This window comes from Colwellia sp. Bg11-12, assembly GCF_014076955.1.
In the GTDB taxonomy this organism is placed as follows: Bacteria; Pseudomonadota; Gammaproteobacteria; order Enterobacterales; family Alteromonadaceae; genus Colwellia_A.
This window is the reverse complement of record NZ_JACGUZ010000059.1, coordinates 337,492-364,007: the sequence shown is the minus strand read 5'-3', so window position 1 is coordinate 364,007 and position 26,516 is coordinate 337,492. Positions and strand designations below refer to the sequence as shown.

At 37.0% G+C, this 26,516-nt stretch carries 26 protein-coding genes; 8 read left to right on the top strand and 18 right to left on the bottom strand.

Going from position 1 to position 26,516, the window contains the following annotated elements; genetic code table 11:
* Positions 1–2 precede the first annotated feature (2 nt).
* Genes H4J39_RS07535 through H4J39_RS07520 form a run of 4 tightly spaced genes read right to left on the bottom strand, consistent with a single transcriptional unit; the run spans position 3 to position 2,538 of the window.
* Positions 3–344 (bottom strand): hypothetical protein, encoded by a 342-nt coding sequence (locus H4J39_RS07535; protein ID WP_182226969.1) that lies wholly within the window; start codon positions 342–344, stop codon positions 3–5.
* On the bottom strand, positions 337–1,035 hold the full coding sequence (locus H4J39_RS07530) for a hypothetical protein (RefSeq protein ID WP_182226967.1): 699 nt from the start codon (positions 1,033–1,035) through the stop codon (positions 337–339). The genes H4J39_RS07535 and H4J39_RS07530 overlap by 8 nt, the downstream gene beginning before the upstream one ends.
* Positions 1,028–1,633, bottom strand: a complete 606-nt coding sequence (locus H4J39_RS07525; RefSeq protein WP_182226965.1) for a PilN domain-containing protein — start codon at positions 1,631–1,633, stop codon at positions 1,028–1,030. The genes H4J39_RS07530 and H4J39_RS07525 overlap by 8 nt, the downstream gene beginning before the upstream one ends.
* Positions 1,633–2,538 carry an MSHA biogenesis protein MshI gene (locus H4J39_RS07520; protein ID WP_182226963.1) on the bottom strand — a complete coding sequence of 302 codons (906 nt, stop codon included), beginning with the start codon at positions 2,536–2,538 and terminating at the stop codon, positions 1,633–1,635. Before H4J39_RS07520 ends, H4J39_RS07525 begins: the two co-directional genes overlap by 1 nt.
* Before the next feature lie 114 nt (positions 2,539–2,652).
* Between H4J39_RS07520 and H4J39_RS07515 the strand changes: the two genes are divergently transcribed.
* A complete protein-coding gene (locus tag H4J39_RS07515; RefSeq protein WP_182226961.1) occupies positions 2,653–3,585 on the top strand; it encodes a 1-aminocyclopropane-1-carboxylate deaminase/D-cysteine desulfhydrase in 933 nt (310 codons plus the stop codon).
* Positions 3,586–3,709: 124 nt separating this feature from the next.
* On the opposite strand, the gene rplI is transcribed toward H4J39_RS07515, so the two are convergent.
* The 8 genes from rplI to H4J39_RS07475 all read right to left on the bottom strand — a co-directional run bounded on the left by rplI (position 3,710) and on the right by H4J39_RS07475 (position 10,896).
* Positions 3,710–4,162 (bottom strand): 50S ribosomal protein L9, encoded by a 453-nt coding sequence (gene rplI, locus H4J39_RS07510; protein WP_182182149.1) that lies wholly within the window; start codon positions 4,160–4,162, stop codon positions 3,710–3,712.
* A gap of 20 nt (positions 4,163–4,182) precedes the next feature.
* Positions 4,183–4,410 (bottom strand): 30S ribosomal protein S18, encoded by a 228-nt coding sequence (gene rpsR / locus H4J39_RS07505; protein WP_070375547.1) that lies wholly within the window; start codon positions 4,408–4,410, stop codon positions 4,183–4,185.
* Between the two features lie 58 nt (positions 4,411–4,468).
* Positions 4,469–4,789 carry a primosomal replication protein N gene (gene priB / locus H4J39_RS07500; RefSeq protein ID WP_070375546.1) on the bottom strand — a complete coding sequence of 107 codons (321 nt, stop codon included), beginning with the start codon at positions 4,787–4,789 and terminating at the stop codon, positions 4,469–4,471.
* A gap of 7 nt (positions 4,790–4,796) precedes the next feature.
* Positions 4,797–5,216, bottom strand: a complete 420-nt coding sequence (gene rpsF, locus H4J39_RS07495) for a 30S ribosomal protein S6 (protein WP_182182150.1) — start codon at positions 5,214–5,216, stop codon at positions 4,797–4,799.
* A gap of 205 nt (positions 5,217–5,421) precedes the next feature.
* A complete protein-coding gene (locus tag H4J39_RS07490; RefSeq protein ID WP_182226959.1) occupies positions 5,422–6,636 on the bottom strand; it encodes an ABC transporter substrate-binding protein in 1,215 nt (404 codons plus the stop codon).
* Positions 6,637–6,743: 107 nt separating this feature from the next.
* Positions 6,744–7,499 (bottom strand): 23S rRNA (guanosine(2251)-2'-O)-methyltransferase RlmB, encoded by a 756-nt coding sequence (gene rlmB, locus H4J39_RS07485; protein ID WP_182226957.1) that lies wholly within the window; start codon positions 7,497–7,499, stop codon positions 6,744–6,746.
* 92 nt (positions 7,500–7,591) lie between these two features.
* Positions 7,592–10,027: a ribonuclease R gene (gene rnr, locus H4J39_RS07480; protein WP_220462157.1), complete on the bottom strand. Its 2,436-nt coding sequence runs from the start codon at positions 10,025–10,027 to the stop codon at positions 7,592–7,594.
* 251 nt (positions 10,028–10,278) lie between these two features.
* Positions 10,279–10,896 carry a tetratricopeptide repeat protein gene (locus H4J39_RS07475; protein WP_182226955.1) on the bottom strand — a complete coding sequence of 206 codons (618 nt, stop codon included), beginning with the start codon at positions 10,894–10,896 and terminating at the stop codon, positions 10,279–10,281.
* A gap of 198 nt (positions 10,897–11,094) precedes the next feature.
* On the opposite strand from H4J39_RS07475, the gene H4J39_RS19270 reads away from it, so the two are divergent.
* Together H4J39_RS19270 and H4J39_RS07465 are read left to right on the top strand one after the other, a co-directional pair.
* Positions 11,095–12,144, top strand: a complete 1,050-nt coding sequence (locus tag H4J39_RS19270; protein WP_310649729.1) for a DUF484 family protein — start codon at positions 11,095–11,097, stop codon at positions 12,142–12,144.
* Between the two features lie 15 nt (positions 12,145–12,159).
* A complete protein-coding gene (locus H4J39_RS07465) occupies positions 12,160–13,350 on the top strand; it encodes an HD-GYP domain-containing protein (RefSeq protein ID WP_182226951.1) in 1,191 nt (396 codons plus the stop codon).
* A 2-nt stretch (positions 13,351–13,352) separates the two neighbouring features.
* Here the strand turns inward: H4J39_RS07465 and H4J39_RS07460 are convergent, their stop codons facing one another.
* From H4J39_RS07460 to H4J39_RS07455, 3 genes are all read right to left on the bottom strand, one after another.
* Positions 13,353–14,975, bottom strand: coding sequence for a methyl-accepting chemotaxis protein (locus tag H4J39_RS07460; RefSeq protein WP_182226949.1), 1,623 nt, complete (start codon positions 14,973–14,975; stop codon positions 13,353–13,355).
* A 180-nt stretch (positions 14,976–15,155) separates the two neighbouring features.
* The gene (locus H4J39_RS18955) at positions 15,156–15,314 is read right to left on the bottom strand and encodes a hypothetical protein (RefSeq protein ID WP_220462149.1); all 159 of its coding nucleotides are present in this window, start codon (positions 15,312–15,314) and stop codon (positions 15,156–15,158) included.
* 218 nt (positions 15,315–15,532) lie between these two features.
* Complete coding sequence (locus H4J39_RS07455; RefSeq protein WP_220462148.1) at positions 15,533–16,942, bottom strand: M20/M25/M40 family metallo-hydrolase; 1,410 nt, start codon at positions 16,940–16,942, stop codon at positions 15,533–15,535.
* Between the two features lie 206 nt (positions 16,943–17,148).
* Between H4J39_RS07455 and H4J39_RS07450 the strand changes: the two genes are divergently transcribed.
* Entirely contained in the window at positions 17,149–17,793 is a 645-nt protein-coding gene (locus tag H4J39_RS07450) for a hypothetical protein (protein ID WP_182226947.1), read from the top strand.
* A 59-nt stretch (positions 17,794–17,852) separates the two neighbouring features.
* On the opposite strand, the gene erpA is transcribed toward H4J39_RS07450, so the two are convergent.
* Together erpA and H4J39_RS07440 are read right to left on the bottom strand one after the other, a co-directional pair.
* A complete protein-coding gene (gene erpA / locus H4J39_RS07445; protein ID WP_182182158.1) occupies positions 17,853–18,194 on the bottom strand; it encodes an iron-sulfur cluster insertion protein ErpA in 342 nt (113 codons plus the stop codon).
* A 186-nt stretch (positions 18,195–18,380) separates the two neighbouring features.
* Positions 18,381–19,253 (bottom strand): PEP-CTERM sorting domain-containing protein, encoded by an 873-nt coding sequence (locus tag H4J39_RS07440; RefSeq protein WP_182226945.1) that lies wholly within the window; start codon positions 19,251–19,253, stop codon positions 18,381–18,383.
* A 295-nt stretch (positions 19,254–19,548) separates the two neighbouring features.
* On the opposite strand from H4J39_RS07440, the gene prsT reads away from it, so the two are divergent.
* Positions 19,549–22,362, top strand: a complete 2,814-nt coding sequence (gene prsT / locus H4J39_RS07435) for an XrtA/PEP-CTERM system TPR-repeat protein PrsT (RefSeq protein WP_182226943.1) — start codon at positions 19,549–19,551, stop codon at positions 22,360–22,362.
* A 25-nt stretch (positions 22,363–22,387) separates the two neighbouring features.
* On the opposite strand, the gene H4J39_RS07430 is transcribed toward prsT, so the two are convergent.
* Positions 22,388–23,119, bottom strand: coding sequence for a DUF6776 family protein (locus tag H4J39_RS07430; protein ID WP_182226941.1), 732 nt, complete (start codon positions 23,117–23,119; stop codon positions 22,388–22,390).
* A 59-nt stretch (positions 23,120–23,178) separates the two neighbouring features.
* Here H4J39_RS07430 and H4J39_RS07425 point away from each other — a divergent pair, with 59 nt between their 5' ends.
* The 3 genes from H4J39_RS07425 (at position 23,179) to H4J39_RS07415 (ending at position 26,503) form a co-directional block, all read left to right on the top strand.
* Complete coding sequence (locus H4J39_RS07425; protein WP_310649724.1) at positions 23,179–24,900, top strand: chloride channel protein; 1,722 nt, start codon at positions 23,179–23,181, stop codon at positions 24,898–24,900.
* Positions 24,897–25,328 (top strand): CopD family protein, encoded by a 432-nt coding sequence (locus H4J39_RS07420; protein WP_182226939.1) that lies wholly within the window; start codon positions 24,897–24,899, stop codon positions 25,326–25,328. Before H4J39_RS07425 ends, H4J39_RS07420 begins: the two co-directional genes overlap by 4 nt.
* 170 nt (positions 25,329–25,498) lie before the next feature.
* Entirely contained in the window at positions 25,499–26,503 is a 1,005-nt protein-coding gene (locus H4J39_RS07415) for an aspartate carbamoyltransferase (protein WP_182227087.1), read from the top strand.
* Positions 26,504–26,516 lie beyond the last annotated feature (13 nt).

Below are 26,516 nucleotides of genomic sequence, written 5' to 3'. Positions count from 1 at the left end.
TTTCATTTTGATTTAACCACGACACTAGAAAAAACACTAAGCTTTAAGCGTTTTTCTGCTGAACGTAAGACTACGCTGGTGTTATTCACCGCTACTAATTCATATTGGTGAATAAAGTCACCGACTTTTAACACTTGGCCATTAATAACCGCGGTATGTACTTCGAAACCATGAATAATACTTTCTAATATCAATTCGGCTTTTTTTGCTGCTTCTGCTTGGGTATTCGATGAAAACCCTGTATCTGAGAGCGGTTTTGTTGGGTCAATGTCTTGAGCACCCCCCCCAAATGGGATAAGCAATAGGACGAAAAACAGCGGACCAAAAGTTAAGTTTTTAAACACCTATAAACTCCCGTTTAGTACTTAAGCTATACATTTCTATTTCTAATTCACTGACCGGGTATTCTTTAAGTTGGTAATTAAACTCTTGCCAAAAAAACTTCCACGATAAAGCCTCAAGCTGAGTTAAATAATCACGTAATTGAAAGTAGCTACCACTTAATTTAATTTTTATTGCGTGGCGATAGAGTATCAAATCTTGTTGATTAGCCTCATTTTTAGTGACTTTATCACCTTCAGTTTTAACAACGTTAGTTGAACTAGCAATCGTTATAGGCTGAGCCGCAATGACTTGGAATGATTGCAAAGAAACACCTTTTTGTGTTTGCAGCAACTTAATTAACGCGTAACGCATTTGAACAGGATCTATTAAGTCTGAAGTTAGTTTTAATAGATTTACATCAACATTTTTTACTCTTTCTTTATATTGTAAAATTTGTCTGTTGAGCGCTAAATTAGGATCTTGTGACAGGCCTTCTTCCATTAAATCGATAGAAGTTTTAGCCGCACGATTACTGCTGCTAAGTTGCATAATTTGCTGTTCAAACGTCGCCATTTTTGCGCCATTATCATCAATAAAAAAGCTATATATAATGAAAATTATCGCAATGAGTCCGGTCAGTAACACCATATATTGTTCACGAGGTGTAATAGAGACATATTTTTCACAATATACTTGCCATTGCTTACTCATTAGCGCCCCCGGCATTTGGTTTAGAGCTAACGACAAACTCAGTAAGTTTTTGTGCGTTTTCATTTAAAGAAAAATTGATAAATGATTTACCCGATAAAAATTTTGACCTTTCAAATTTAGCTAACCAGGCGGGCACGGCTTCCGGTGTTCGTGCTAATCCAGAGAAAGTTAAGTCTTTATAAGTAATATTAACATGCTGTAAACTAATATCTTTGTGATGCATTAAAGACAATTCAGTCATTGATGATGCAAAGCCTGCAACTGATGTATGGGTTGGATCGGTTAGCTCACCCAGTAATACATTTTTATTTTTCAATAAATGCTTCAACATCGCAAGCTCTTCAATCACTTTAGCGTCAGCCCGATTAGCAGTTAACTGATTTTCAAGTTGAACAAGTAAATTGTCTTGATTCGTTTTTATCTCAGTGAGTGCTAGGTGCTCAGCGCTTAAATTTTTTACCTGATAATGATTAAAGAAAGCCCAAGACAACATGAAGATAAAGACCAAAGACCAAAGCATAACGACACGGGGTAATGTCACTAACACTTTTTTAGGCAGTAAGTCTGCTTGTAGTAAATTAATTGAATTTTTTGCCATTAGCTGATTGGCTCCATATGATTCAATTGCGTAGCTCCTAAGGTTACAGCAAATTCTCTGGCATGATGAAACCCCTCAGGCATCGTGAGTAAATTTACAACGACATTGGTATTTTCAGAAAGTTTACGTGCTAATACAGCCTCGTTAGCTATAGGTACAATAACTTCAATAGAACGTATTGGTGCTTGTTTAAGTTGGCGTTCAAAATAATCGGTTGAGCGTTGAATTTCTAGGTTTAAATTATCAACAATACCCAATGATAACTCTTCTTCTGTTTTGTTGGCAATCTGAGCAAAACCACGTAAACGACGCGAGAAAAATACTTTCCCTTGTTTAACAATCAATAAAATTATTTCTTCATTTGGCTGCTGGCAAACCATTAAGCACGCATCGTCTTGTACGGCGAGTAAACTGGCAAAAGCAAATTCCTCAGTGGTAATCGACTTTAACGTTAAACCATCATGATTAAGCGGGTCAATCAAGGTTAAGAGTTCTTTTTTAGAAGCACAAACTACATTTATTTTTTCATTTCCGCCAGAAAGCGTTGGACCGTCAAAATAATCAAGTATCATATCTTCTGGAGAATAATTAACAAGGTCTCTTATTTGCCATTTTAGTGCGTCATTTAATTCACTTTCAGGAATATTAGGTTTATCAACTTGCACGATTTGCGTTTGTGATGAAGCGAGCACTAGATGACATTGTCCATGCAACTGATACTTTTCTTGTTGAAGTTTTATCTGTTGAGGGTGTTCTGCTAATGGAGAATTAATTTGCTGAAACTGAGATTCACCTTGCTCGGGACGAGAGAAAAAGGCAAAAGATTGCTGGCGTAAGCTTACACCCAACAGGTTTGTAGACTCAATTTTTGAGAAAATATTATTTATTTTTGTAATAAGTGACATTTATCAATATTATTATTTATAGTCAAATCTCTAAAATCATTATCCCCTATTCCATTCAAGGCGCAAGTTTTTTATCGAATAGTTACATTTAAGTAAAGAATAACATTACCTTTTATGAAAATAGAATCAAAATTACAGACCATTTCACACCCCTTATTTGAAAAGCACAAGGTCGCTGTTTCAATAAAACGCGACGACGCTATACACCCTGTTATTTCTGGTAATAAATGGCGAAAGTTAAAATTTAATTTACATTATGCTAAGTCACATCACTATGCTGGTGTACTTAGTTTTGGCGGTAGTTTTTCTAATCATATCCATGCTCTGGCATTCTCCTGCCAACAACAAGGGCTAAAGTGTATTGGTATTATTCGCGGTGAAAAGGAATACGCGAGTAACTTCACCCTATCAATGGCACAGCAATGGGGGATGGAACTACACTTTGTTGACAGAAAAACTTATCGATTACGTGAAAATAAAGATTACTTAGCTGAATTACAACAAGCATACCCTGACTACCTCATAGTACCTGAGGGTGGGAGTAATGAATTAGCGTTAACTGGCGTTGGTGAAATAATAACTGAATTAAACCTACAAGGTCAATTTGATACTTTACTGACACCGGTAGGCAGTGGTGGCACATTAGCGGGGCTCATACAAGCAGACAATAATCAGCATAACCTTTTAGGTATTTCGGTACTAAAACAAGACGGTTATTTAAACGAACAAGTAAATGAATTACTCGTAGATTCATCAAATTATAGTAACTGGAAAATAATGTCTCAATTTCACTGTGGCGGGTATGCTAAATTTAGTGAAGAAGATATCAAAAAAATACAAAATTTTAACCAACAAACTGGCTTTACTTTTGAACCGGTATATTCAGGTAAAATGATTTTGGCGCTAATGAACTTAATTGAACAACATTACTTTCCTAAAGGACATCGTATCGTTTTGCTACATACAGGAGGATTACAAGGCATTGGTGGGTTGATAGAACGAGGCTTACTTGATGCTGAAGATTGGTTAATTCCGACTTTTCAATAATATTTGGCTCACACCATTGGCTTTTATAATGATGCATTTCAGATTATTCTTTTTTAGATAAAAAAATACCGCTATTCTTAAAAAGAAATAGCGGTATTTTATCAGTTTAATTTAGCGAACTAAATTAAGCTTCAGCGATAACGATAACTTTGATGCTAGTGTCAACATCATTGTGTAAGTGAATAGCGATATCGAATTCACCCGTTTCACGGATTGTGCCTAAAGGCATGCGTACTTGAGCTTTCGCTACTTCAACGCCTGCTTCAGTAATTGCATCAGCAATATCTTTAGTACCAATAGAACCGAATAATTTACCTTCGTCACCCGCAGATGATGCGATAGTGATTTCAGCCAATTCAACGATTTTAGCAGCTTTAGCTTCAGCAGCTTTTAAAGTTGCTGCTAGTGAAGATTCAATTTCAGCACGACGTGCTTCAAAATGTTCAACGTTAGCTTCAGATGCAAATACTGCTTTACCTTGAGGTAATAAGAAGTTACGTGCATAACCAGATTTAACTGATACCTTGTCACCAAGGCCGCCTAATTTGGCGATTTTATCAAGAAGTATTACTTCCATTTTCAAAACCCCTTTTTAGGTTACTTATGTAAATCAGTATATGGTAATAACGCTAAGTAACGAGCACGCTTGATCGCACGACCAAGTTGACGTTGATATTTAGCAGCTGTACCAGTAATACGGCTAGGAACGATTTTACCACTTTCAGTGATATAGTTTTTCAGTGTAGCAATATCTTTATAATCGATAGAGGTAGCACCTTCCGCTGTGAAGCGGCAGAACTTACGACGTCTAAAAAAACGAGACATGGATTTCTCCTAATATGGTGTATTTATTTGGCTGACTTAACAAACCAATAAAAGCACCTTAATTAATCATTTCAATATGTTGAGCATGTAAGACAAGAAGAGGGTTACCATTTCTTGATTCATGACGGTTAATAAAACCAGTCACTTTAAGCTTACTGCCCGCAATTAAATCACGAGTTAAGTTTTGTGACAGTTCACCTGTTGCTACAACCTGTATCCGGACAAATGCTTGTCGATTCATGCCAGCTTCATTTTGTATGGACTTGTGGTCCATTGAAAACTGACAATGCTGAATACCTGCTGGGCTTGTTGATTTTTTCGGTGGTTTTACCACTTCACCAACCAACACAAGGCAATTCTCATAAAGAGAGTTTGTCACGAGTTACTTATTCGCTCGCAGCTTCTTCTGTAGTTTCAGTAGCAACTGGTGCTTCTGTAACAGCTGGAGCTTCTTGCTTAACTTCGCGGCGATCGTCGCGACGTTCTTCTTTAGCAGCTGCCATTGCTGACGCTTCAGTTACTGCAGTTTTAGTGCGCATGATCATGTTACGGATAACAACATCATTGTAACGGAAAGCTGTTTCAAGCTCATCAATAACTGTTTGTGGCGCTTCAATGTTTAATAAAACATAGTGTGCTTTGTGCAATTTATTGATTGGGTATGCTAATTGGCGACGGCCCCAGTCTTCAAGACGGTGGACTTTGCCTTCAGCAGCATTGATCAAGTCAGTATAACGCTGGATCATGCCAGGTACTTGTTCACTCTGATCAGGGTGAACCATAAATACGATTTCGTAATGACGCATTACGAGCTCCTTACGGTTGTAGCCTCATTAGCTGGCTCAGCCAAACACCAGAAAGAGGCAAGGAACAAAAGTTCGGGCTGAATTAAGGTCGCGAAGTGTAGTAAAAACAAGCAACGAAAGCAAGACAAATATAAAAATATGGGGTAATAAAGAAATAGTGCCGGGGAGGTTGAGCCAAACTGATGTTAAACGGTGAAATTAAGACTTACTTTTTCAACTCAAAAAAATTGAGATAAATATTATCGAGTCCTTGATGATCGTTCGGGGCAAAGCTTGCTGTTATTCCACCAAAATCAACACTAAAGTTTTTTATACTATTGAGGAAACAAGTTTGATTTAGAGATTCAGCACATTGCTTCGCCACTTCGGTGAATAGATAAGCATTTAAATAACCCTCAAGTTGAACTTGGTCGGTATGCACTATACCTATTTCTTTCATATCATTAATAAATTCGTTACATATATTTAAAGTACAACTCTGAGGCTCAGGCATAACTTCAGTGACAAGCACGCGGCTTTTCTGCATTATCTTAGGGAAGAGATCATGGCTTGAAATAAAAGAAACGGCAGTAAAAAAAGGCGTAAATTCTTGTGCTGCGGCTATATTGATTAACTCTGCAAGCGGTTCATACGTACCAACAAAGGCGATGGCTTCTACATTTTTATCTTTTAGTACACTCAACGCAAGTGCAACATCTTCAGTATTTCGTCGATAGCGGGTAGTAACTACCGGTTCAGTACCATATTTTTTCATAATATTGATATAGCCTTTTTCAACCGTAACACCAAAGGCATCAGCCTGTATCAACAGACCTATTTTAGTAATCTTTTGCTCTTTAACTAGATACTTAATTTGCGCATCGACTTCTTGATAATAACTGGCTCTTAAATTAAATATGTTTTCTGTAACGGGTTCACGTAAAAAATTAGCGCCTGTAAATGGCATGAGAAAGGGTAAAGGTTTATTTTCAATGAAAGGGAAAACGACGGCAGCTGTTGGTGTTCCTACGTAGTTGAAAAGTGCAAAAATACTATTATCATTTAAAAAAAGCTGAGTGTTTTTGAGAGTTTTGAAAGGTTCGTAACCATCATCAAGGCTTTTCAAATAAACTGGTCGACCCGCAATACCACCTACTTTATTAATTTTATCAAAATAAGCTTGGGCACCTTGGTTAAGGCGTGTGCCTAATTTACCCGCAGGGCCAGACAATGCACTTGAACTTGCTAAAATTATCGGAGGGGTTACAACGTTATTCTTAGCAAAAAGGTGAAAAGGCAAAGCAACTAATAGAGACGCTGAAAGCATCATAAACAAATAAGCCACTAATAACCTAGCTCTGCATAACACTTTTTTAGTGAGTTGTTTTACGGGTAAACAACTCACTGTCTTTTTTTCTACTTCGTTACCTAATGCAATCATACTGCAAATGTACCCTGATTATATTACACTTTCATCATAGTATATTTTTGTACAATCGTAGTATGTTTTTGTACATTAATACAGTTTAAAGAAAGCACCCTACAACATTATGAGCGGCGTTGACGTACTATCTCAAACAAACAGATGCCTGATGCTACTGATACATTTAAGCTTGAAATACTACCAGCCATAGGTAACTTGACCAACTGATCGCAAGTTTCACGTGTTAACCGGCGCATTCCTTTGCCTTCAGCGCCCATGACCAAGGCCATAGGACCACTTAATTTTTCATCATATAAACAATGTTCTGTTTCACCAGCAGTACCAATTATCCAAACACCATTATCTTGAAGCTGCTTCATTGTTCGCACTAAATTAGTGACTTGTACCAGAGGCACGGTTTCAGCTGCGCCAACAGCGACTTTACGTACGGTTGCTGTTAAGCGTGCTGCATTATCTTTTGGAACAATAATAGCTTGAACACCTGCAGCGTCAGCATTTCTTAAACATGCGCCAAGGTTATGAGGATCTGTTACCCCATCTAAAATAAGTAAAAACGGCGCTTCATTTTTTTCTTTAGCTTGTGCAAGAATTCCCTCTATATCGTTTTCAGTATACGTTCTTCCTTGAGTAATTCGCGCTAATACTCCTTGATGTTGTTCGCCTTCACTTTTTTCATCAAGCACTTTACGGCTAACCAACTGCGTTGAAATACCATACTTTTTTGACAAGTTGATGATGGTCATTAATCGCTCATCTTCACGCCCTTTCAGTAAAAAAAGCTCAATAAAGCGTTCTGGAGCACGTTTAATTAATTCATTAACTGCATGAATGCCAAATACTAATTCGTCTTGTTTCGCCATGGTTTTCTCTTTTCAATTTCTTCTTTAACTTGCTTACATTAAGCTCTATATCTTTCAGGTCGACCTACATCATCACTGACAATATCGACCTGTTATTCAGCTGTTTTACGGGCATTTTTACCTGGACGTTTTTTTCGTGCAGTACGCTTTTTAGCTTTTGATTTTTCTGCTTTCTTGTCTTTTGGCTTTTTGGGAGCCCCTTTGTCGCCAGTTCCTTTAGGCTTATTGAAGCCCTGATCAGCATTTTTTCTTAGCCCAGTGCTTTTGGCTTTCGATTTACCTTCAGGTTTACCAACATTCTTGGGCGCTTGTTCGCCCGACAAAACAAGATCTATTTTTTTCTCATCTAAGTTTACCGCCGCAACACTCACTTCTAAGACATCACCAATACGATATTTAGTGCCTGAACGTTCGCCACTCAAACACATACGCACATCATCAAAGTGATAATAGTCATGCCCTAATGAAGTTATATGAATTAACCCTTCGATATGTAAATCGGTTAAACGCACAAATAAACCAAAATTGGTGACGGTAGAAATAACACCCGTAAAGGTATCACCAACGTGATCTTGCATAAATTCGCATTTCAGCCAATCAGCAACATCGCGGGTAGCGTCATCAGCACGACGTTCGGTCATTGAACAATGCTCGCCTAGTTCAATAACTTCTTCGGGCGAATATTGATAAAATCCGGCGTTTGCTTCATTACTTTCGTTAGCGCTTTGTGCTTGTTTTGCCAGAATAGCTTTAATCACTCGATGAATAACCAAATCTGGATAACGACGAATTGGCGAAGTAAAATGACTATAAGACTCAAGCGCTAAACCAAAATGACCCAAATTTTCACTTTGATAAACCGCTTGGCGCATTGAGCGCAGCAACATAGTTTGGATCAGCTCTTGATCTGGACGACCTTGAACATGATTTAAAATATTAGCGTAATCAGCAGGTTCTGGTTGCTCTCGTGTTGGCAAGGATATGCCTAGTTCAGTTAAATAACTGACAAAGTTTTTATACTTGTCTTCACTCGGTTTGTCATGAACACGGAATAAACCCGGCATTTGGTGTTTTTCAACAAACTTTGCCGTTGCCACATTCGCTAAAACCATACATTCTTCAATGATTTTATGAGCATCGTTACGAATTAGCGGCACAATAGATTCTATTTTTCGGTCGCTATTAAACAAAAACAGAGATTCTGACGTTTCAAAGGCAATTGCACCACGATTAGTTCGCGAGGTTTTTAGTGCTAAATACATTTGATATAAATTTTCTAAATCAGGTACTAATGGCTGATATTGTTCGCGTAACGCTGCCTTTTCGGTCGCGTCTTCACCTGATAAAATTGCCGCTACCTTACTATAAGTAAAACGCGCATGTGAGCGCATAACCGCTGAGTAGAATTTACTACCCGACAACTCACCTGAGGCACTGATAGTCATTTCACAAACCATACATAAACGGTCAACATCAGGGTTTAATGAACATAAACCGTTAGATAGTTTTTCCGGTAACATAGGAATAACTTGACTAGGGAAATATACAGAGTTACCTCGAGAAATGGCTTCATCGTCGAGGGCAGTACCGTTACGCACATAATAACTTACATCAGCAATAGCGACCCATAAACGCCAGCCACCCGATTCTTCAGGCTGACAGTAAACAGCATCATCAAAATCTCTTGCGTCTTCGCCATCTATAGTGACTAACGGTAAGTCACGCAAGTCAACTCGTGATATTTTGGCTTCCTCTTCCACTTCATCCGCTATCGTTGCAACTTCTTCAATAACGGCGGTCGACCATTCGTGGGGTAAATCATGCTCACGTAAAGCAATATCAATTTCCATACCTGGCGCTAAATGATCACCTAAAACTTCAATCACTTTACCCACGGCATTATTGCGTTTTGACGGACGATGCAGAACATTAACCACCACCATTTGCCCGTGGCGTGCGCCAAGTTTACCCTCAGGTTCAATAAGAATATCTTGTTTAATACGGGCATCGTCTGGAACGATATAAGCGATACCATGTTCAATATAGAAGCGACCAACAATGCCTGCTTTACGCGGCTCAATGACTTCAATTATTTTAATTTCTTGTCGGCCTTTACGATCAGTGCGATCGACTAAAATAGCGCTAACAATATCACCATGGAATACCCGCTGCATCTCATGAGATGAAATATAGAAATCTTTGCCGGGTTTCTCACCTTTAGCAACGTCAGGTATAAAAAAGCCAAAACCATCACGATGACCGGTAACTTTACCCGTGATCAAACTATTTTTGGCTGGAATGACATATTGCTTAAGTTTATTAAAAACAAGCTGACCTGCATTTTCCATGGCACGCAAACGTCGTTTTACGCCAACATGATGAGTTTCATCATGATAATTCAAAGCTTTGCATATCGCTTTAAAATTGAGTGGGACAGCAGAACTTTCTATTATTGATAATAGTAATTCTCGACTCGCCACTGGATTGTCGTATTTTTGCGCTTCGCGTTTTTGATGAGGATCTTTCAGGGGATAAACTCGATTAATGTGTTAATGAAGCAATTATATACCTATACCCGCCACCATTCAAAGGTAGGTTTTCAATGTGAATTAAAAACGCTATAGGCAAAGTAATAAGTCCAGAGAATGGTTGTTCAATTTTTAAATTGAGTAACGCAATATAATGTCTTTTGAGTCGTATTAGAGTAGCTTTTGAGCAAAAAAAATGACTTCATTATCTTTATGAAATCAAAAAGTAACTTTTATCAGGTACTAAAAATTTAGAATTTACCTTTTTTTGCGGCGTTAACAACATGCTCAGGCATTTTATCAGCCAAACCTGTTAATAATTGTGCAATTTGTTTATGCATTTTTTTATCACTGGTTACAGAGTCATGAAGTTGAGCATATAGTTCAGGGTAATCTAACGGACTCCCATAACCTTGCGCATAAATATCGGCCAAACGAATTTGTGCTCTTAAATTATTAACGGCTGATGCCTCTTTGAGGAAAAATATCGCCTTTTCAATATCTACCTGCATAAATTTGCCGGTGTGGTAATAGCGCCCTAGTTGTTCTAAAGCTTCAGGCAACGCTTGGTCGGCCGCATTTTTCATAAAATGAAGTCCAAGTGGAACATCTTTTTTAACGCAAACACCGAAAGCAAGCATATCACCCCAAAGAAATTGATATGACGGGTATTCAGACTTCGTTGCTCGTGCTTCAATATCTTGCACAAGCTGACAATCATCCAACACAACCTGACCTAAGTGCTTATTTTCTTTAATTAAACTTAAAAGTTGATTATCAGTATAAATTTGAACTGCTTCTAGCCTCTGCCCGTAGCAGGTCTTACTGACAAAAAATAACAAAGCTGAAATTAATAATAAAACTCGCATAAATTACAATCCAAAAATTCAAAAATTTCATAAGCATTAGCTTATTATCGGCTGAAAATAAAAAAGGTTAAGTTATAAAGATGACAATTTTTTGTGTCAAAAAGTGTAACTTTTCAATAATAAAAAACAAAGCAATATTGATACCATTGCTGACATAACTCAGCTCTTGCACAATGGTTTAGAAAAGAACACAATCAAATTAGTCTAATAAAACAAGAAATAATTATGTCTGAATTAGAAATTGAGCAATTAATTGCCAACTCTAAAGCTAATGAAACCATCGCTCTAAAACTGTTTGAAATAGAAAAGGAAGTCCTTGCAAGTAAATCATGTGAAGAACTCCTCCAGCGCTTATTGAACTCGATAAAACAAAAATTCAATATCACTTCTATTACTTTACTTTTAGTTGAACCAACACCTATTAGCTACTTATTTAATGAGCAATTACAATCAAATTGGCAACATCGACACAGTACCAAAATATCTTTAGCGCAGTTGCAAGCTTTTCACCATGATAACAAACCTTTTCTGACAAATGAATTAGACAACTTACCTTCAGTGATCCCCAGTGACTTGCTCATTCAATCACAGTCTCTTGCCTTGATACCATTAATACTAGAAGGACAACTGTTTGGTAGCTTATTATTTTCTGATAGCGATAAAAACCGTTTTAGTGATAAGTTAGGGACCTTTCATTTAGAGCAACTAGGGACTAAAGTTAGCTTATGTTTATCGAATGTTTTAATTCGTGAACAACTTGAATATATGGCACATTATGATCGCTTAACCGGTGTAGCTAATCGTCGGTTAATGGAGGTTTGTATTTCCGAAGAGTTGGTACGCCAGCATAGATATGGTGCACCCTTCTCATTATTATTTATTGATTGTGACAAGTTTAAACAAGTCAATGATCAACATGGCCATGATTGTGGTGATAAAGTACTGTCGTATGTAGCGACAAATTTGCAAAGTTTAATCAGAGACAACGACCGCTGTTTTCGTTATGCGGGTGACGAATTTGTTGTGGTATTAGCAAACCAAAGTCAACAAGAAGCAAAGCTTGCTGCACAACGTTTAAGCCAGTTTTTTATCAATAACCCCATGCCATATCAAAACACAGCTTTACCAATAACGATTACTTGTGGTGTAGCAGCAAGTGATGGTAAGCGATCAATGGCAGAACTATTAAAAGAGGCTGATATACATTTATATCAGCTCAAAAATGATAGAGAGCAAGCATTAATTTAACGAGTTAATTTGATTATGATTGTTGAAATTAAAATCTCAGCGTTATTGAAAGGACATTTTGTTGTTGATATCGCTAAACAACAGGGAACTTATAACTTAACGACCTCAGGGCACATAAAAAACACGAAAGTTATTGATAATCTACGCAGTAAGGGGGTCGAAAGCTTATTAATAGATACGAGTAAAACCCTAACATTTGATGCTGGTGATAACATTATTGGTAATAACAAGACTAGCGCCGAGTCAGTCAGTAAAAGATCGCCCATTATTTTAGAGATCACTAAAGCAAAAAAATTATTTAATGAATCAAAAGAAATTCAGCGGCAGGTATTTGCAGATGCCCAGCATGGACGAGAACTCAATTTAACACCCGTTATTGAAATTACCAATCAAACTATTGATACGGTATTTAAAAACCCTGATGCGTTAGCATGTGTTATAAATATCAGAAAAAAAGATGAGTATTTATTAGAGCATTCTGTATCAGTTTCAGTATTAATGACGATTTTTGCACGATTTTTGAAAATAGATAAAAAAATTATTCAGTTACTTTCCGTAGGAGCATTTTTACATGACGTCGGTAAGATCAATATCCCTGACAGCATTTTAAATAAACCAGGCAAGTTAACGAATGCTGAATTTACCGTCATGAAGAGCCACGTTAATCATTCAATAAAAATAATAGAATCTACACCCGGAATTTCTGAATTAAGCCTTGAAGTTGCTGCACTTCACCATGAAAAACTTGATGGTACTGGCTACCCTTTTAATATCCCTAAAGAAAAAATTTCTTCGTATGGCCGGATGATTGCTATTTGTGACATCTTCGATGCGCTTACGGCTAATCGTTGTTACAAAGATGGGTATAGCCATTTAAAATCGTTCAGTATTTTACGGAGCTTAGCGCAAAAAGAACACTTAGATCAGCGTTTGGTCGACTTATTTATAAAATGCATGGGCGTTTACCCTGTTGGGTCATTAGTTGAATTAAGCTCAAATAAGCTGGCTATTGTAGAAAGTAGAAATGACGGTGATCCAACCAATCCTAAAGTACGTTCGTTCTATAATGCTTTAGATGGGCGTTATGTGATGGCAGAAGATATTGATTTATCAAGCGATGAAGACTTCATTATAAAAGGCGTTAGAGCCGATGATTTTGATCTAGACATGAACAAAATCATCGAATTTTTATTAATGGAAGGATAAATTTATACTTTAAACTTCGATGTAGCTGTCTGCAATTGTACGGCATTCTTATCAACTAAATGAGCCACATTGCCAATTTCTTCAATAGCGGCTTGCGTAGCACCAAAACTGTTATACATTTGCTCAATATTATTTACAACTGTCTCAGCTACACACGACTGTTCTTCTGTTGCCGTCGCTATTTGGCTGTTCATCGAACTGATATGGCCAATTTGCTCTTTAATCTTGGTTAATGATTTATCTACAGCTAAAGAAATTTCTTCATTGTTATTTGCTTTTTCTCGCGCTAATCCCATCGTACTTACTGATTGATCAGCCGCTGAAATAAGCTTGTCTAATAGTTCTCGAATTTCGGTCGTAGACAATGCAGTTCTAGAAGCTAAACTTCTTACTTCATCTGCAACGACAGCAAAACCACGACCTTGCTCACCCGCTCTGGCCGCTTCAATAGCTGCATTTAGTGCTAATAAGTTTGTTTGTTCTGCTATGCCATTAATTACGTCTAGTATTTTGTTCATGTTTTGAGAGTCTTTCGCAAGTCTGTCAACCACATCCGCTGCATTACCAATTTCATGAACTAATTCACCTGATATATGCAAAGAACGTTGAACATTTTCCATACCCCGATTAACCTCTGCTTCTCCAGAGCCCGCGGCATTTGCCGCTTCTGCAGCAGACTTAGCAATATCGGTAACACTGAACTGCATCTCAATCATAGATTGTTTAGTTATTTCAGCTACTTCAGCTTGATTTTGTACGTTGGCATCAACGTCACGTACTTTTTCAGCTAATTGTTCTGCACTTTTTGTTAAAGGGGGTACAACATCAATGACATCTGAAACAATACTTCTTAAAATCTGTGTAAAGGCATTAAAGTTCTTAACAACGCTGCCTAGTTCATCTTGACTCATGACTTCGATTTGATTCGTTAAATCACCATCACCTTCAGCCAATTCTTTTAAAGAAGCATCAATGTTTAATACTGAATGGCTAATTGAACGCGCTATCACGATACTTAATAGCGACATTATAATCAGTAATAAAATACCCACTAAAATACTTAAGTCTCTTGAATCACTTGAGTTGGTGACGGTTTCTTCAACCAGTGTATTAAACCTTTGCGCCGCTTTTTCTTTGTCTTGAGTCAAAAGCTCAGTAACTTGCTTAAAAATATCTGATTTCTTTTCAATGCTGTTCTTTGTTGCTGGCGATTGAAAATCGATTTCTTCGTTGATAAACCCTATGGATATTTTTCTAGCAATATCATTATATTCTTTACTTAATGAGACTAATTTAGAGGTATCGGAAAATGAAGACTCAAGTGAGCTAATACGCTTTAGGTTATCTGCAAGCACTGTAACTAATTGAGTTGCTTGAGAAATCAACTCTTCATCACCAAAAGAAACACTTTGATTATAAATTTCATCGATACGTTGCCAATTACTCACATTTTCACTGGTTAAATTAACAAGATGAATAGTGGTATTCTGAATTGTTTTTAATAATATTTGGTTTTTAGAAATAGCAGTAATATTAATAAGCAAGTTAATAACAAAACTCAAAATAGCGATGGCTAAAATTGCTAAAATTTTATGAAATATAGGTAGAGATTTAAAAAAATTCATATTTATCCTAATCGTAAATTGTGCACTAATCGTGATTTGTGCACTATACACTGTACATTGTTAAAATGCCTAGCGACCAAAGTCTTAATCTTTTAAAGTCATCAGAAAATTTACCGCTTTTACATCAATAAACATGTCTGCCGTAATTTGTAAACCGAATAAGCTTTCTGAATCTAGACTCTACCCGTATTCATAAGCAGAAACAATGGCGTAATCGGCGAGAAAAGTTATGGGTATACCATAATGTTCAACACCAGTTTCATTGAGTATCTTGCCCACACTCACGCTGGCAAAGCCTAAGAGCCTTGCTCCGCCTGGGCTATTCCTTGTAGTAAGCATAACGAGACGATTATTGATGTAGCAAGTGTACTATTATTCATGCCAGATTCTCTCTTAGTGTTACTGCTGAAATTAATTTTATATCTTTTAAAGAGTTAAGTTCAGAATTATCATAAAATCAAGAAGAAAGTTGCTTTGAAATAGTTTATAGGAGGGCACTGACAAGAAATGTTAGCAACAAAATAAGCGGCGGCTAACATTCCTTTAGGTAATTATAATTACTTTCTAAAATTGACACCTGATTGAGCTGAAAAATAAGCAAATAGAGTATAAACCGCTGTTGCTTGTTTTAAGTCTTCAGGGTTCACCTTGTCTAAGGTATCGTTTTCGGTGTGGTGATAATCAAAGTACTTTGTACCATCAGGTGCAAAATTCATACTCGGCATACCTGCCGCACTCATCACGCTCATATCTGATTGTGCTTGAGCATTATTATCATTTGATAGTTCAACGCCTAATGGAGCTAGATGTGTAGCAAGATCGTTAATCGCTGTTAGCGAATTTTTACCAACACCAGACGTCATTTTATAAATTTTACCAACACCAAAGTCCCACTCTGCGCCAATGATATGGTTTGCCATGTTATTTTCATGAAGCTCCATATATTTTTTAGCCCCTAACAAACCCACTTCTTCACCAGCAAAAAGAATGACACGAATCGTACGTTTCGGCCGTTGCGGTAATTGTGCGATATGATAAGCAGACGCCAACATCATAGCAACCCCCATACCGTCATCTAAGGCGCCCGTGCCAACATCCCAGCTATCAAGATGTGCGCCAATTGAAACGATTTCATCAGGGAATTCACTGCCGGTTATTTCACCGATCACATTAGCAGAAACGGCAGTCACTTTAGGGTCGGTATGACTGGTTAATTTTAAATAAAAACTGACTGGCATGTTCCGTTTTAATTGGTTAACAAGTAAGTCTGCATCTGGGTTTGAAATAGCTGCAGCGGGGATCTTATTCACATTGTCGTCATAACGCATAATACCTGTGTGAGCTATCCGGTTATTGTCTGTTCCAACAGAGCGCATAATTAATGCCGATGCGCCTTTTTTAGCCGCTACAACAGCACCACCGACACGCGTACCTACGGCTGGACCATAGCCATTACCGTCGATATGCTCTTCCATTTGATAAGAAACAAATGCAATTTTTCCGTCCAAACTATTGTCTGGTGCCGCGACTAAATCTGCTAATGTCTTAAAGTGAGCTACTTCCGCGGTAAGTCCTTCATCACTGGTAGCTATACTTCCACCCAGTGCAATAGCAACGATTTTGTGTGGATATGGTGAAATTATTTTAGCTTGAACTTCGCCGCGCTGCCAAAAGGTTCCGGTAACTTCTTCTGTCCATACTTTATCAAAGCCTAACGCTTTCATCTTACTTTGCGCCCAAATGATCGACTTCTTATCACCCTCAGAGCCCATTAACCGATGGCCCACTTCTGTGGTTAACGATTCCAAGACTTGATACGATAAATCAGACTGGAGAGCGGTATTTTTTAATTGTGTTAATGCTTTATTTTCTGATTTTGTCAGTGTTGCTGCTGAGCTCGATAAAGCTAAAAAAACACTGCTTAACACAAGTGTTTTTATGACTGATTGAAAAGGCACTTTCCGCATGATATTCCCTTTTATAAGTAATTATTGATCGTAGAATGCATTCAGTATCAAGAATCTTGCGACGACATGCAAATAGCTTCACCTTAAAAAAGCAACAAACTATCTTTATTGAACTATTTACTGTTTATTAAGGTAAAACTGAACTTCTTCGAAATTTATAACTCAATATTACATCAATAATTTTATGATATACAAGGAGGTTATATGTGAATAAATTAAGCAAAGGACTGATTTTCTCTACCATTTTTCATTTGATGATACTGGTTATTTTCACGCAACCGTTTTCTCAAGCCCCTTTACCCATAATCATAAAAAACAATCCCGGTAAACTTATCCAAGCGAGACTCTATTTCTCTTCTGTTGCTAAGCAGTCAAACTTTGCTTTTGAGACAGTGCCTGCGACCCTTATAAAAAAAGCACCAAAAGATAAAGCTAAAAGTAAAACTCAAACTCAAACGGTTAAGAAAATACCGTTAAAAAGAGAGGCCACCACCACAGCTAAAATATTGCCGAAGCAGATAAATAATAAAGAAGTGTTAACGAATGAGAGCTCAAGTAAAAGTATTTCACAAACTTCACTAAGGAAGCTGCGGCAACGTTTGAATAATCAAGCAAGCGAAAACGCGCAAAACGACAATTTCAATCAATACTTAACCCATAAAAATACTATTGCACCATCGATAACAAGGTTTAATCAACAACCCGATGCTAAAGCGAAAGTAAAGCAGGTAGATTGTAATAACAGTAAGGTTAATATCGTAATAACAGAGATATCAAATTTGCTTGGGGGGAGCGTTCGATGTAATAGCATGCCTGATTTAAAAGACTTCTTAGATAAAAGAAAGAAATAGGCACAAAAAAACCAGAGAGGATATCACTGGTTTTTTAATTAATATAAAACTAAATGGGATTAGATTGAGAAGGAAGAGCCACAACCACAAGTCGAAGATGCATTGGGGTTATTTACTAAGAATCGACTGCCTTCTAAGCCTTCAATATAATCGACTTCACCATCCACTAAGTATTGTAGACTCATCGGGTCAATAACCATAGTAACGCCTTTTTTAACGATGGTCATGTCACCATCGTTCACTTTTTCGTCAAAAGTAAAGCCATATGAAAATCCAGAGCAGCCACCACCTGTTACATACACTCTTAATTTTAATTCCGGATTCTCTTCTTCTGTTATCAAAGACAACACTTTAGTTGCGGCGGCATCGGAAAATTTTATCGGTAATTCAGGAGTTGACATATTACTCTACTTACAAAGATGTTTACGGGATTGTCTCAGAGCCATTATCTTAAACTTGACTAATTTAGTCAAGTATTCACTTGTTTAGTCTACTAACCCTAATAAAAAGTAATGTCTCACAAATATAACAAAAAAAATGCGCTATATTTTTCAATATAACGCATTGATCAGATTATTAATGAAAAATTAATTTTTTACTTTTCTACGGTAAGTAAAACCAGCCATAGCAAGTAACATTAATACAATAGTTTCTGGTTCTGGCACGGGCGTTGAACCACCACCTTGAGGAGCAAATGAAGCAACACCTTCAATAATGTCGTTAGCACATGTCATTGCCCAGCGAAAAGCAATTTGATTAGCGGTAGCAAGTGCTGTGCCGCTCACATCAAAAGAAAAGCTGACTTTACCATAGTCAACATTGTAATTTTGATACGAGTTAGATCTTCTACTCCAGTAAGTGTGTGTCAGTTGATAACTTGCTCGATTATCAACTGACCATGAAGATGAATCATGAACTATATCGCTGCTTCTATCAGCAAGCATTACCGCTTGGTTATCACGAGAACTAGTACCATGAAGATCAGATGAACTCACTACCTGATTACTGCCAAAGCCTGACTTTAATTGGCCAGTTCCTGACGTAAATTTACGTGCGCCACTAAGGTCGTAAACATAGTTCCAGTCAGTGCCGGTGTTTGAATCTGTAGCAGAATCAGTATATCTGTCACCCTTGTTTGGTTGGTTCCCATTTGGGTTCCAAGGAGATGTTGCTGTACCATTAAGGTCTTCATCAGCAGCCATAAACAAATCACCAAGTTTAATACCATTATTACCTATATCGTCATAAAATGACGTAAAGATATCAACACTTAACGTTGTACCATCACGAGAAACAAGCATTTTATCGATATCGTAACGAGACATGCCACCATTAACATCACTGCGGTGACCTGCTCCGATGTAATTATCCATAATTTTTTCACCGCTCACGTCAGTGGCAAACGCGTTAATACTTAACACTGAGAATGTAACAGCTGCAATCCATTTTAAACATTTCATATTTTTAAACCTACTTCTAAATACCGGCATCAATACATGTGCAATCAAAACACAAGATTATGTATAATTTATTATCTACTAATTCAGTCTTATTCAAAATTCAAGCCAATATGCAAAAAACCAATAACTTCAACAATATAGAGCAATAGATAGATAGATACTGACTATATTACCTAAAAGTGTAAAAATTATCGACAACTATTCTTTTCATCCATTAAACAATTGAAGATCTTCTAGATATTCATAATAACTCCGAGTATCCTTAACAATTGATTTTCATAAGAGAAATATTTAAATGACACCTTTAATAAAAACGACTTTAGCCTTACTCACTGGCACGCTTTTATTGCTGAGTACACATTCTCTAGCTTTTACCGAGCAAAATGCAGATAAACCTTATGAAGACGCCCTCGCAAGCTTTTATATCTCTGAACTGAACGCTGCAATTATTCATTTAAAGAATGCTTTAAAAAATGATCCTAAACATTTACCTTCAATGGTTTTACTCGCCGAAGTGTATATTGCGATGGGAGATGGCGCTTCCGCTGAAAATCAGTTAGAAAAAGCCCAAAATAATAAAGCCGATGAAAGTAAGGTACTTCCTTTAATGCTCGAGGCTTATCTGTTACAACAAAAATATAAAGAAGTGATTAATGCCCCTATTGCTGCTGACACCCAAAAAAAACAGCTAAATAAAATTGCGATATTGCAAGGAAGAGCTTTTATCGCGATGAATAATTTAGCGCAAGCAAGAATATTATTTCAAGAAGCATTAGAACATGTCCCTAATAGCATAAAAGCACAATTAGGCCTCGCACAAGTATACTTGCTTAAAGGAAACATAATTCAAGCGAGAGCTTACCTTAGCCAAGTACTAACGGTATCTCCAACAAATAGTATTGCTTTAACAATGCTTGCTAATATAGAACAGCAAGTAGGCAATAAATTAGAGTCATTGAATATTATTTCTCAGGTTATCGAATTAAACAATAAGGATTTCCCTGCGCTACTAACACGAGCAAGTCTATATATTGAGCTAGGCAACTTTCAACTTGCCTTGAACGACATTGATGTTATTACAACAGAAATCCCTAATGAACCTAAAGCTAATTATTTAAAAATAATCGCAAACAGTGCGCTAGGAAATACAAAGGAAGTAGACGAAACAACCGCTCATATTAATGTGGTATTAACCGGTTTACCTGAAGAGATAATGAAACAAAATCCGGTCTATCTTTATTTAGCTGGCGTACTAAGTTTCCAACAACAAGAAAATCTTAAAGCTCAAGAGTTTTTGCAAAAATACCTTGCCATCATTAATAATGATACAAGAGCATTAAAGTTAGCGGCCCAAGTCGAGCTATCATTAAATAGCCCATTTCGAGCGAAAACATTATTGGTAAAATCAAAGTTAGTCGACCCCGATGATATCGAAACCTGGTCTCTACTTGGGCAAACTTATACAATACTAGGTGAGCTACAACTTGCTGAAAATTATCTAATTGACGTTGTTAATAGTAATAAAGACGACCCAAAGGCTTTGTTTGACTTAGCAAACTTAGAGATGCTAACCGGGAAATTTTCACAAGCGATTATTCACCTTGAACAGGCAAAATCACTCGATACCAACGTAAGCTTAATTGTACTATTGGCAGAGGCTTATCAGAAAAACAATCAATTTGAACAAGCACTTGAACAATTAGACCTTGCACTAACATTACAAAATGACGATAGCGTTTTACACTTACGAAAAGGTATCCTCTTAGGTCGATTAAACAAGCATCTTCTGGCAAAAAAGTCACTGGAACAATCTTTAGCTTTAAACCCAAATAATCTTAGAACGCTTGTTCATTTATCAAGAATAGATGTTATTGAGCAACAGCCTGAAAAAGCTATTGAGAAAATCAATAAAAAAGTGTCTGAATTAAAAGAGCCAAATGCATTTTTATTAATCGAGCTAGGCAATATACACCGCATAACAAAAAACAATAATGATGCACTAGATGCATACAAAAAAGCGTTTAGTGTTGATAACAATAACCCAACAGCATTAATCAACATCATTGAGATGCAAGTAATGCTTGGTCAGCTAAAAGAAGCTATAACGCTGACAAATAAATTTTTGAACAAAAACAATAAAGTTGGAAGTGTTTATTTAGCACTCGCTAATTTATATATGGCTGATAAAGCCTATGAACAGGCTTTTAGCACTTTTGAATTAGCCGTAAAGAACAGCAATGACAAATCAAATGTTTATAATGTTTTTGCTGATGCACAATTGTCCCGTTCTGATTTTGAGGGAGCCACTCTCAGCTTAAAACGCTCGATTTCATGGAATAGCGAAAACGTTGACTCATATTTAAAGTTGTTTGATATTTACGTAGAGCAAAAAAATGAACAGCTTGCTTTAGATATTTTACAAAGCATATCTGAGAGAAGTACTAACCTTGTTTTTTTGAAAAATTTAGAAGGTGACTTATACCGCCAATTAGGAAAACTTGATAAAGCCGAAAAATTATTTTTGGCTTCCTTGAAAAAAAGTAAAAACCGACAAGCAGTTTATGGTTTGTACCGTGTTTATAAACAACAAAAGCAATTTTCAAAAGCACTTAGTTTACTGACTGACTGGACTAACGATAATCCACAAGATATTACTTCTCAAATAGCTATAGCCGACACGCTAGTCGCTACAAACCAACTTCAGCGTGCCGCTGAAAAGTACCAAAATTTAATTAAAGAATTTTCTGAAATGCCTATTTTATTAAATAATGCGGCACAGGTCTTTATTAAATTGAATCAGTTCCCACAAGCATTAGCTTATGCTGAAAAGGCACATAATAAATTACCTGATAACGTAGCGATAATGGATACACTTGCATGGTCTTACACATTAAATGAACAAGCAGATTTAGCACTGCCTATATTCAGACAAGTCATTATTAAAGATTTTAATAATGCCGAAATAAAATATCACTTAGCTGTCGCTTTATATCAATTAAACCGTAAAGGTGAAGCGAAAAAATATTTGAAAACGGCAATAGAAAGTGAAAATGCTTTTCCTAATAAATCAGATGCGATAGCGCTCATGAAAAAGCTTTCTGGGGAATAAGATAGTGGGCTAAAAACACGTCGTATTACGGCGTGTTTTTTAAGAGTTCGCCCCAGATAAAACTTTCATCTAATCGCTGATATTTCTGCCATTTATTTTTTGGTAAAATAGTCGCTAATTCTAACTTTTCTGGGAGAAAGTTTTCAGGCAGTGTAAACTCACCTTCAACGATTTGAAAGTACTGAAAACTAAATGATAAATCTTTCTTTGTCGACGCAGATATTTGGCTTAATTTTAATTGACTAGGCTCATTATTTAAACTGCCGAACAAGGTGAAGTCGACATACCCTTTAGCAAATCGTTTGCGCAACTGCTGTTGTACTAATACTATTTGAAAACGAAAGTGATGTGGGCTGGCTGTTGGGTGCAACAGAAGTCTATCAATGACTAAACCATCAACTGTTTTTTCTGGTGCCATCACTTTCTCATAAAAAGCGAGTTCTTTCTTAACTTCGTAATGTTCAGACTCCATCATTTTTAAAAGCTCTTGAGAGTGTTGGTTAGCCATACGTTCAACTTCTAACTCCACTTCAAGGGTATTTATTTGACTGCTTTGCTCAACATTTTTTTCATATAATTTACTCAATCGCGTTTGCTGTTGTGCTAACGTTTTAACTTGATAGCCATGATAAAAATTCCCAACACGATAACCACTGTAAAGACAGATAGCAATAATGAGAAGAAGTAAAAGTGCGGAACGGAATGCGCCTAAACGAACAACAACCGTATTTAGATTTATTTTTGCTAACCAATTCATTTGAAAAGTATTATGATATCCAACGAGTTAATAAATATTTTTAGGCTAAAACAATAAAGGTGAACCCTTTCATTATTATGATATCGCTCTCTTTACTTAGAAAACGTTTAGCCCTACCGAGAACTTCCTGGCAACTTTGTTTGTTAGCCGCTATAGGTGGCGCTGCGTCAGCACTTCTAGTTGTACTATTTACCATTAGCATTGAGACAATTCAAAGCTTTTATTTAAGCCAAAGAGATAACTATACCAGTTTAGATGCGTTAAGTCGTTTCGATTTACCCATAGTCGGCGGATTAGTTATTTTATTTTTTGCTTGGTTAACGGGCTACCAATATTTACGTACCGGTATTCCTTTTGTATTACACCGATTAAAAGTGGCTAACGGTATTATTCCATTTCGCAATACTATTAATCAATTTTTTGGCAGTGTTGTTGCGTTAGCCTCTGGATTCTCAGTCGGTAAAGAGGGGCCCGCTATACATTTAGGCGCCGCTTGTAGCAGTTATATTGGTAATAAACTAAACCTCCCATTCAACACGATACGCACACTTTGTGCCTGCGGAATTGCCGCGGGAATTGCCGCTTGTTTTAATACTCCCATTGCTGCGGTTATTTTTGTAATGGAAGTAATATTACGTGAATATAAAGTACATATTTTTATTCCGGTGATGATCGCGGCTCTTATCGGTTCAATGATCACCCGAAGCATTTTGGGGTCGGCACATGAATTTGCCTATTTTGATAAAATATCCCTTAGCTTCCATCATTATCCTGCACTTGTGTTACTAGGATTAATACTCGGTTTATTAGCGTATGGCTTTAACCGGTATTTAGTCCTCATCATAAAATATTCAAGCTCAATACATATAGTGCCTCGTATTATGTTGGCGGCATTTATTACAGGAACGTTAGGTTTTTTTGTGCCATTTGCTATGGGTACCGATTTAGGAGCAATAACCTTTGCGTTAGAAAATAATCTTCATATACAGTTATTACTTGGTTTATTATTTGCCAAAATCCTCATGACAATTACCGCATTAGGCTTAGGTATTCCAGGAGGTATTATTGGTCCTATTATTGGTATAGGTGCAATTGCAGGTACTTGTGTGTCAGTACTGGTTACTGGTTACTTACCCGGAGAAAATCTTGCAGGCGACTATGCGTTAATGGGGATGGCTGGCTTTCTAGCGGCAACACTAAACGCGCCACTGGCGGCACTATTAACCGTTGTGGAGTTATCGAATCAGTTAGAGGTCGTTGTGCCTGCAATGATCGTTATAACCACTGCCTGTGTATTTTCAGGCCAGTTTTTCAAAAACCGATCTATTTTTGTTATGCAACTTGAACAACAAGGGCTAAAATATCGGAAGTCGCCTATTGAAAAATCATTACAACGTATCGGTGTTTTGGGTGTTTTACAGGAAAACATCAATGTCTATCAACAAGAATGTCCCAAAGAAGTTTTAAGAGCGCTAGAGAAAGTTGAGTTATTAAATCATGTTATTATTCAAGCATCGCCCGCAACAGAAAGCATCACTCCTTACTCAATATTTACATGGTTAAAAATTGAACACAATTCAGCCGCGAGCGCTGTCGAAATAGTCCCCTTGCGATTAATCCCTTTGCAAAGTCAATCAACATTAGCTGAAGCTTATTTAGCCCTGATTGAGCAACGTGATGGTGGTGTGTACATTTACGATGAAGACCCTAACAACATCTTAGGCATCATTACCTTTGAACAGATCCGAAGTTATTTATTAGAAGGAAAAACAACAGTATGACCACTCTTTTATGGTTAAAAGCTTTTCATGTATTTTTTATGGTCGCTTGGTTTGCAGGGATTTTTTATTTACCTCGACTCTTTGTTAATCATGCTGAAACAACGAGTCAAGTTGTTGCAAATCACTTAAAAGGGATGGAAAAACGCCTGCTATATTTTGTTACCCCTTTTGCATTATTAACGGTTTTATTAGGTATAGCATTAATTTATCATTATGGTTACGCTTGGTTTATCGCCTCAAAATGGTTACACCTAAAAGTGACTCTAGTTATGTTACTTTTGGCTTACCATGGTTATTGCTTTAAATTAGTTAAAGATTTTAAAGCAGATAAAAACATACGTTCTGGCAAGTTTTATCGCTTTTTTAATGAGTTTCCCGTACTTATCCTGCTCGCGATAATATATTTAGTCTATTTAAAACCGTTCTAATGATTCACTTTTAATTATATTTCTATTTTATAGCGCATACAGAAACTTTACCGGTCATGACGTTCTCTTAGATCTTGATCAACGATAATGTATTCTCAATATTCCCAAATTGTGCTATATTGTGGCCTCAAAAATAGTCGCAGTCTTATAATTTTAGGTAACTTTTTATGATGAAGTTTGAAGGTAGTCACATCCTTTCTGTTTCGCAGTTTAATCGCGATGCTATCTCTCGTATTTTGGAAGTTTCATCGCTAATGGCACCTTATGCCATGCGTAAAAAACGCTGTCATGTTTTAGAGGGTGCAATTCTTAATAATCTATTCTTCGAACCTAGTACCCGAACTCGTGTCAGTTTTGGTGCAGCATTTAACCTTTTAGGAGGTTCTGTTCGTGAAACTGTTGGTCAAGAAAATTCATCGCTAAGTAAAGGTGAATCTCTCTTTGATACCGCACGTGTTATTAGTGGTTACTCTGATGTTATTGCGATGCGACACCCAACAATGCACTCTGTTGAAGAGTTTTCAAAAGGCAGCAGTGTCCCTGTTATTAATGGGGGTGATGGCGCTAATGAGCATCCAACTCAAGCGTTACTTGATTTATTTACCATTCAGTCTGAAATGGCGCCACACAATAAAACATTAGACGGTTTAAATATTGTCTTGATGGGTGATCTCAAACACGGAAGAACCGTACATTCACTGTCTAAATTACTCAGTTTATATAAAAATATGAAAGTGACGATGATTTCACCTGACGCGCTTAAGATGCCTGACAGTATAATTTCATCACTCACCAATGCGGGTCATGAAGTGGTGATCACTGATAAAATTGAACATAATTTATCGTGTGACATTATCTATCAAACGCGCATTCAGCAAGAACGCTTTGCCAGCAAAGATGAAGCTAACTTATACCGTGGCCACTTCAGCTTAAATAAAGAAGTTTATCAGCAGTTTTGCCAAGAGCACACTGTCATCATGCATCCATTGCCGAGAGATTCTCGTCCGGAAGCCAACGAACTTGATAGCGATTTAAATGATTTAGATAATTTAGCTATTTTCAGACAAGCCCAAAATGGCGTACTTGTGCGCATGGCATTATTTGCTTTAACACTGGGTGTAGAAAATAAGCTTAGCCAATTTGAAAAACCTGTGACCTGGTACACCAACAAATAAATAAATTTTAAGT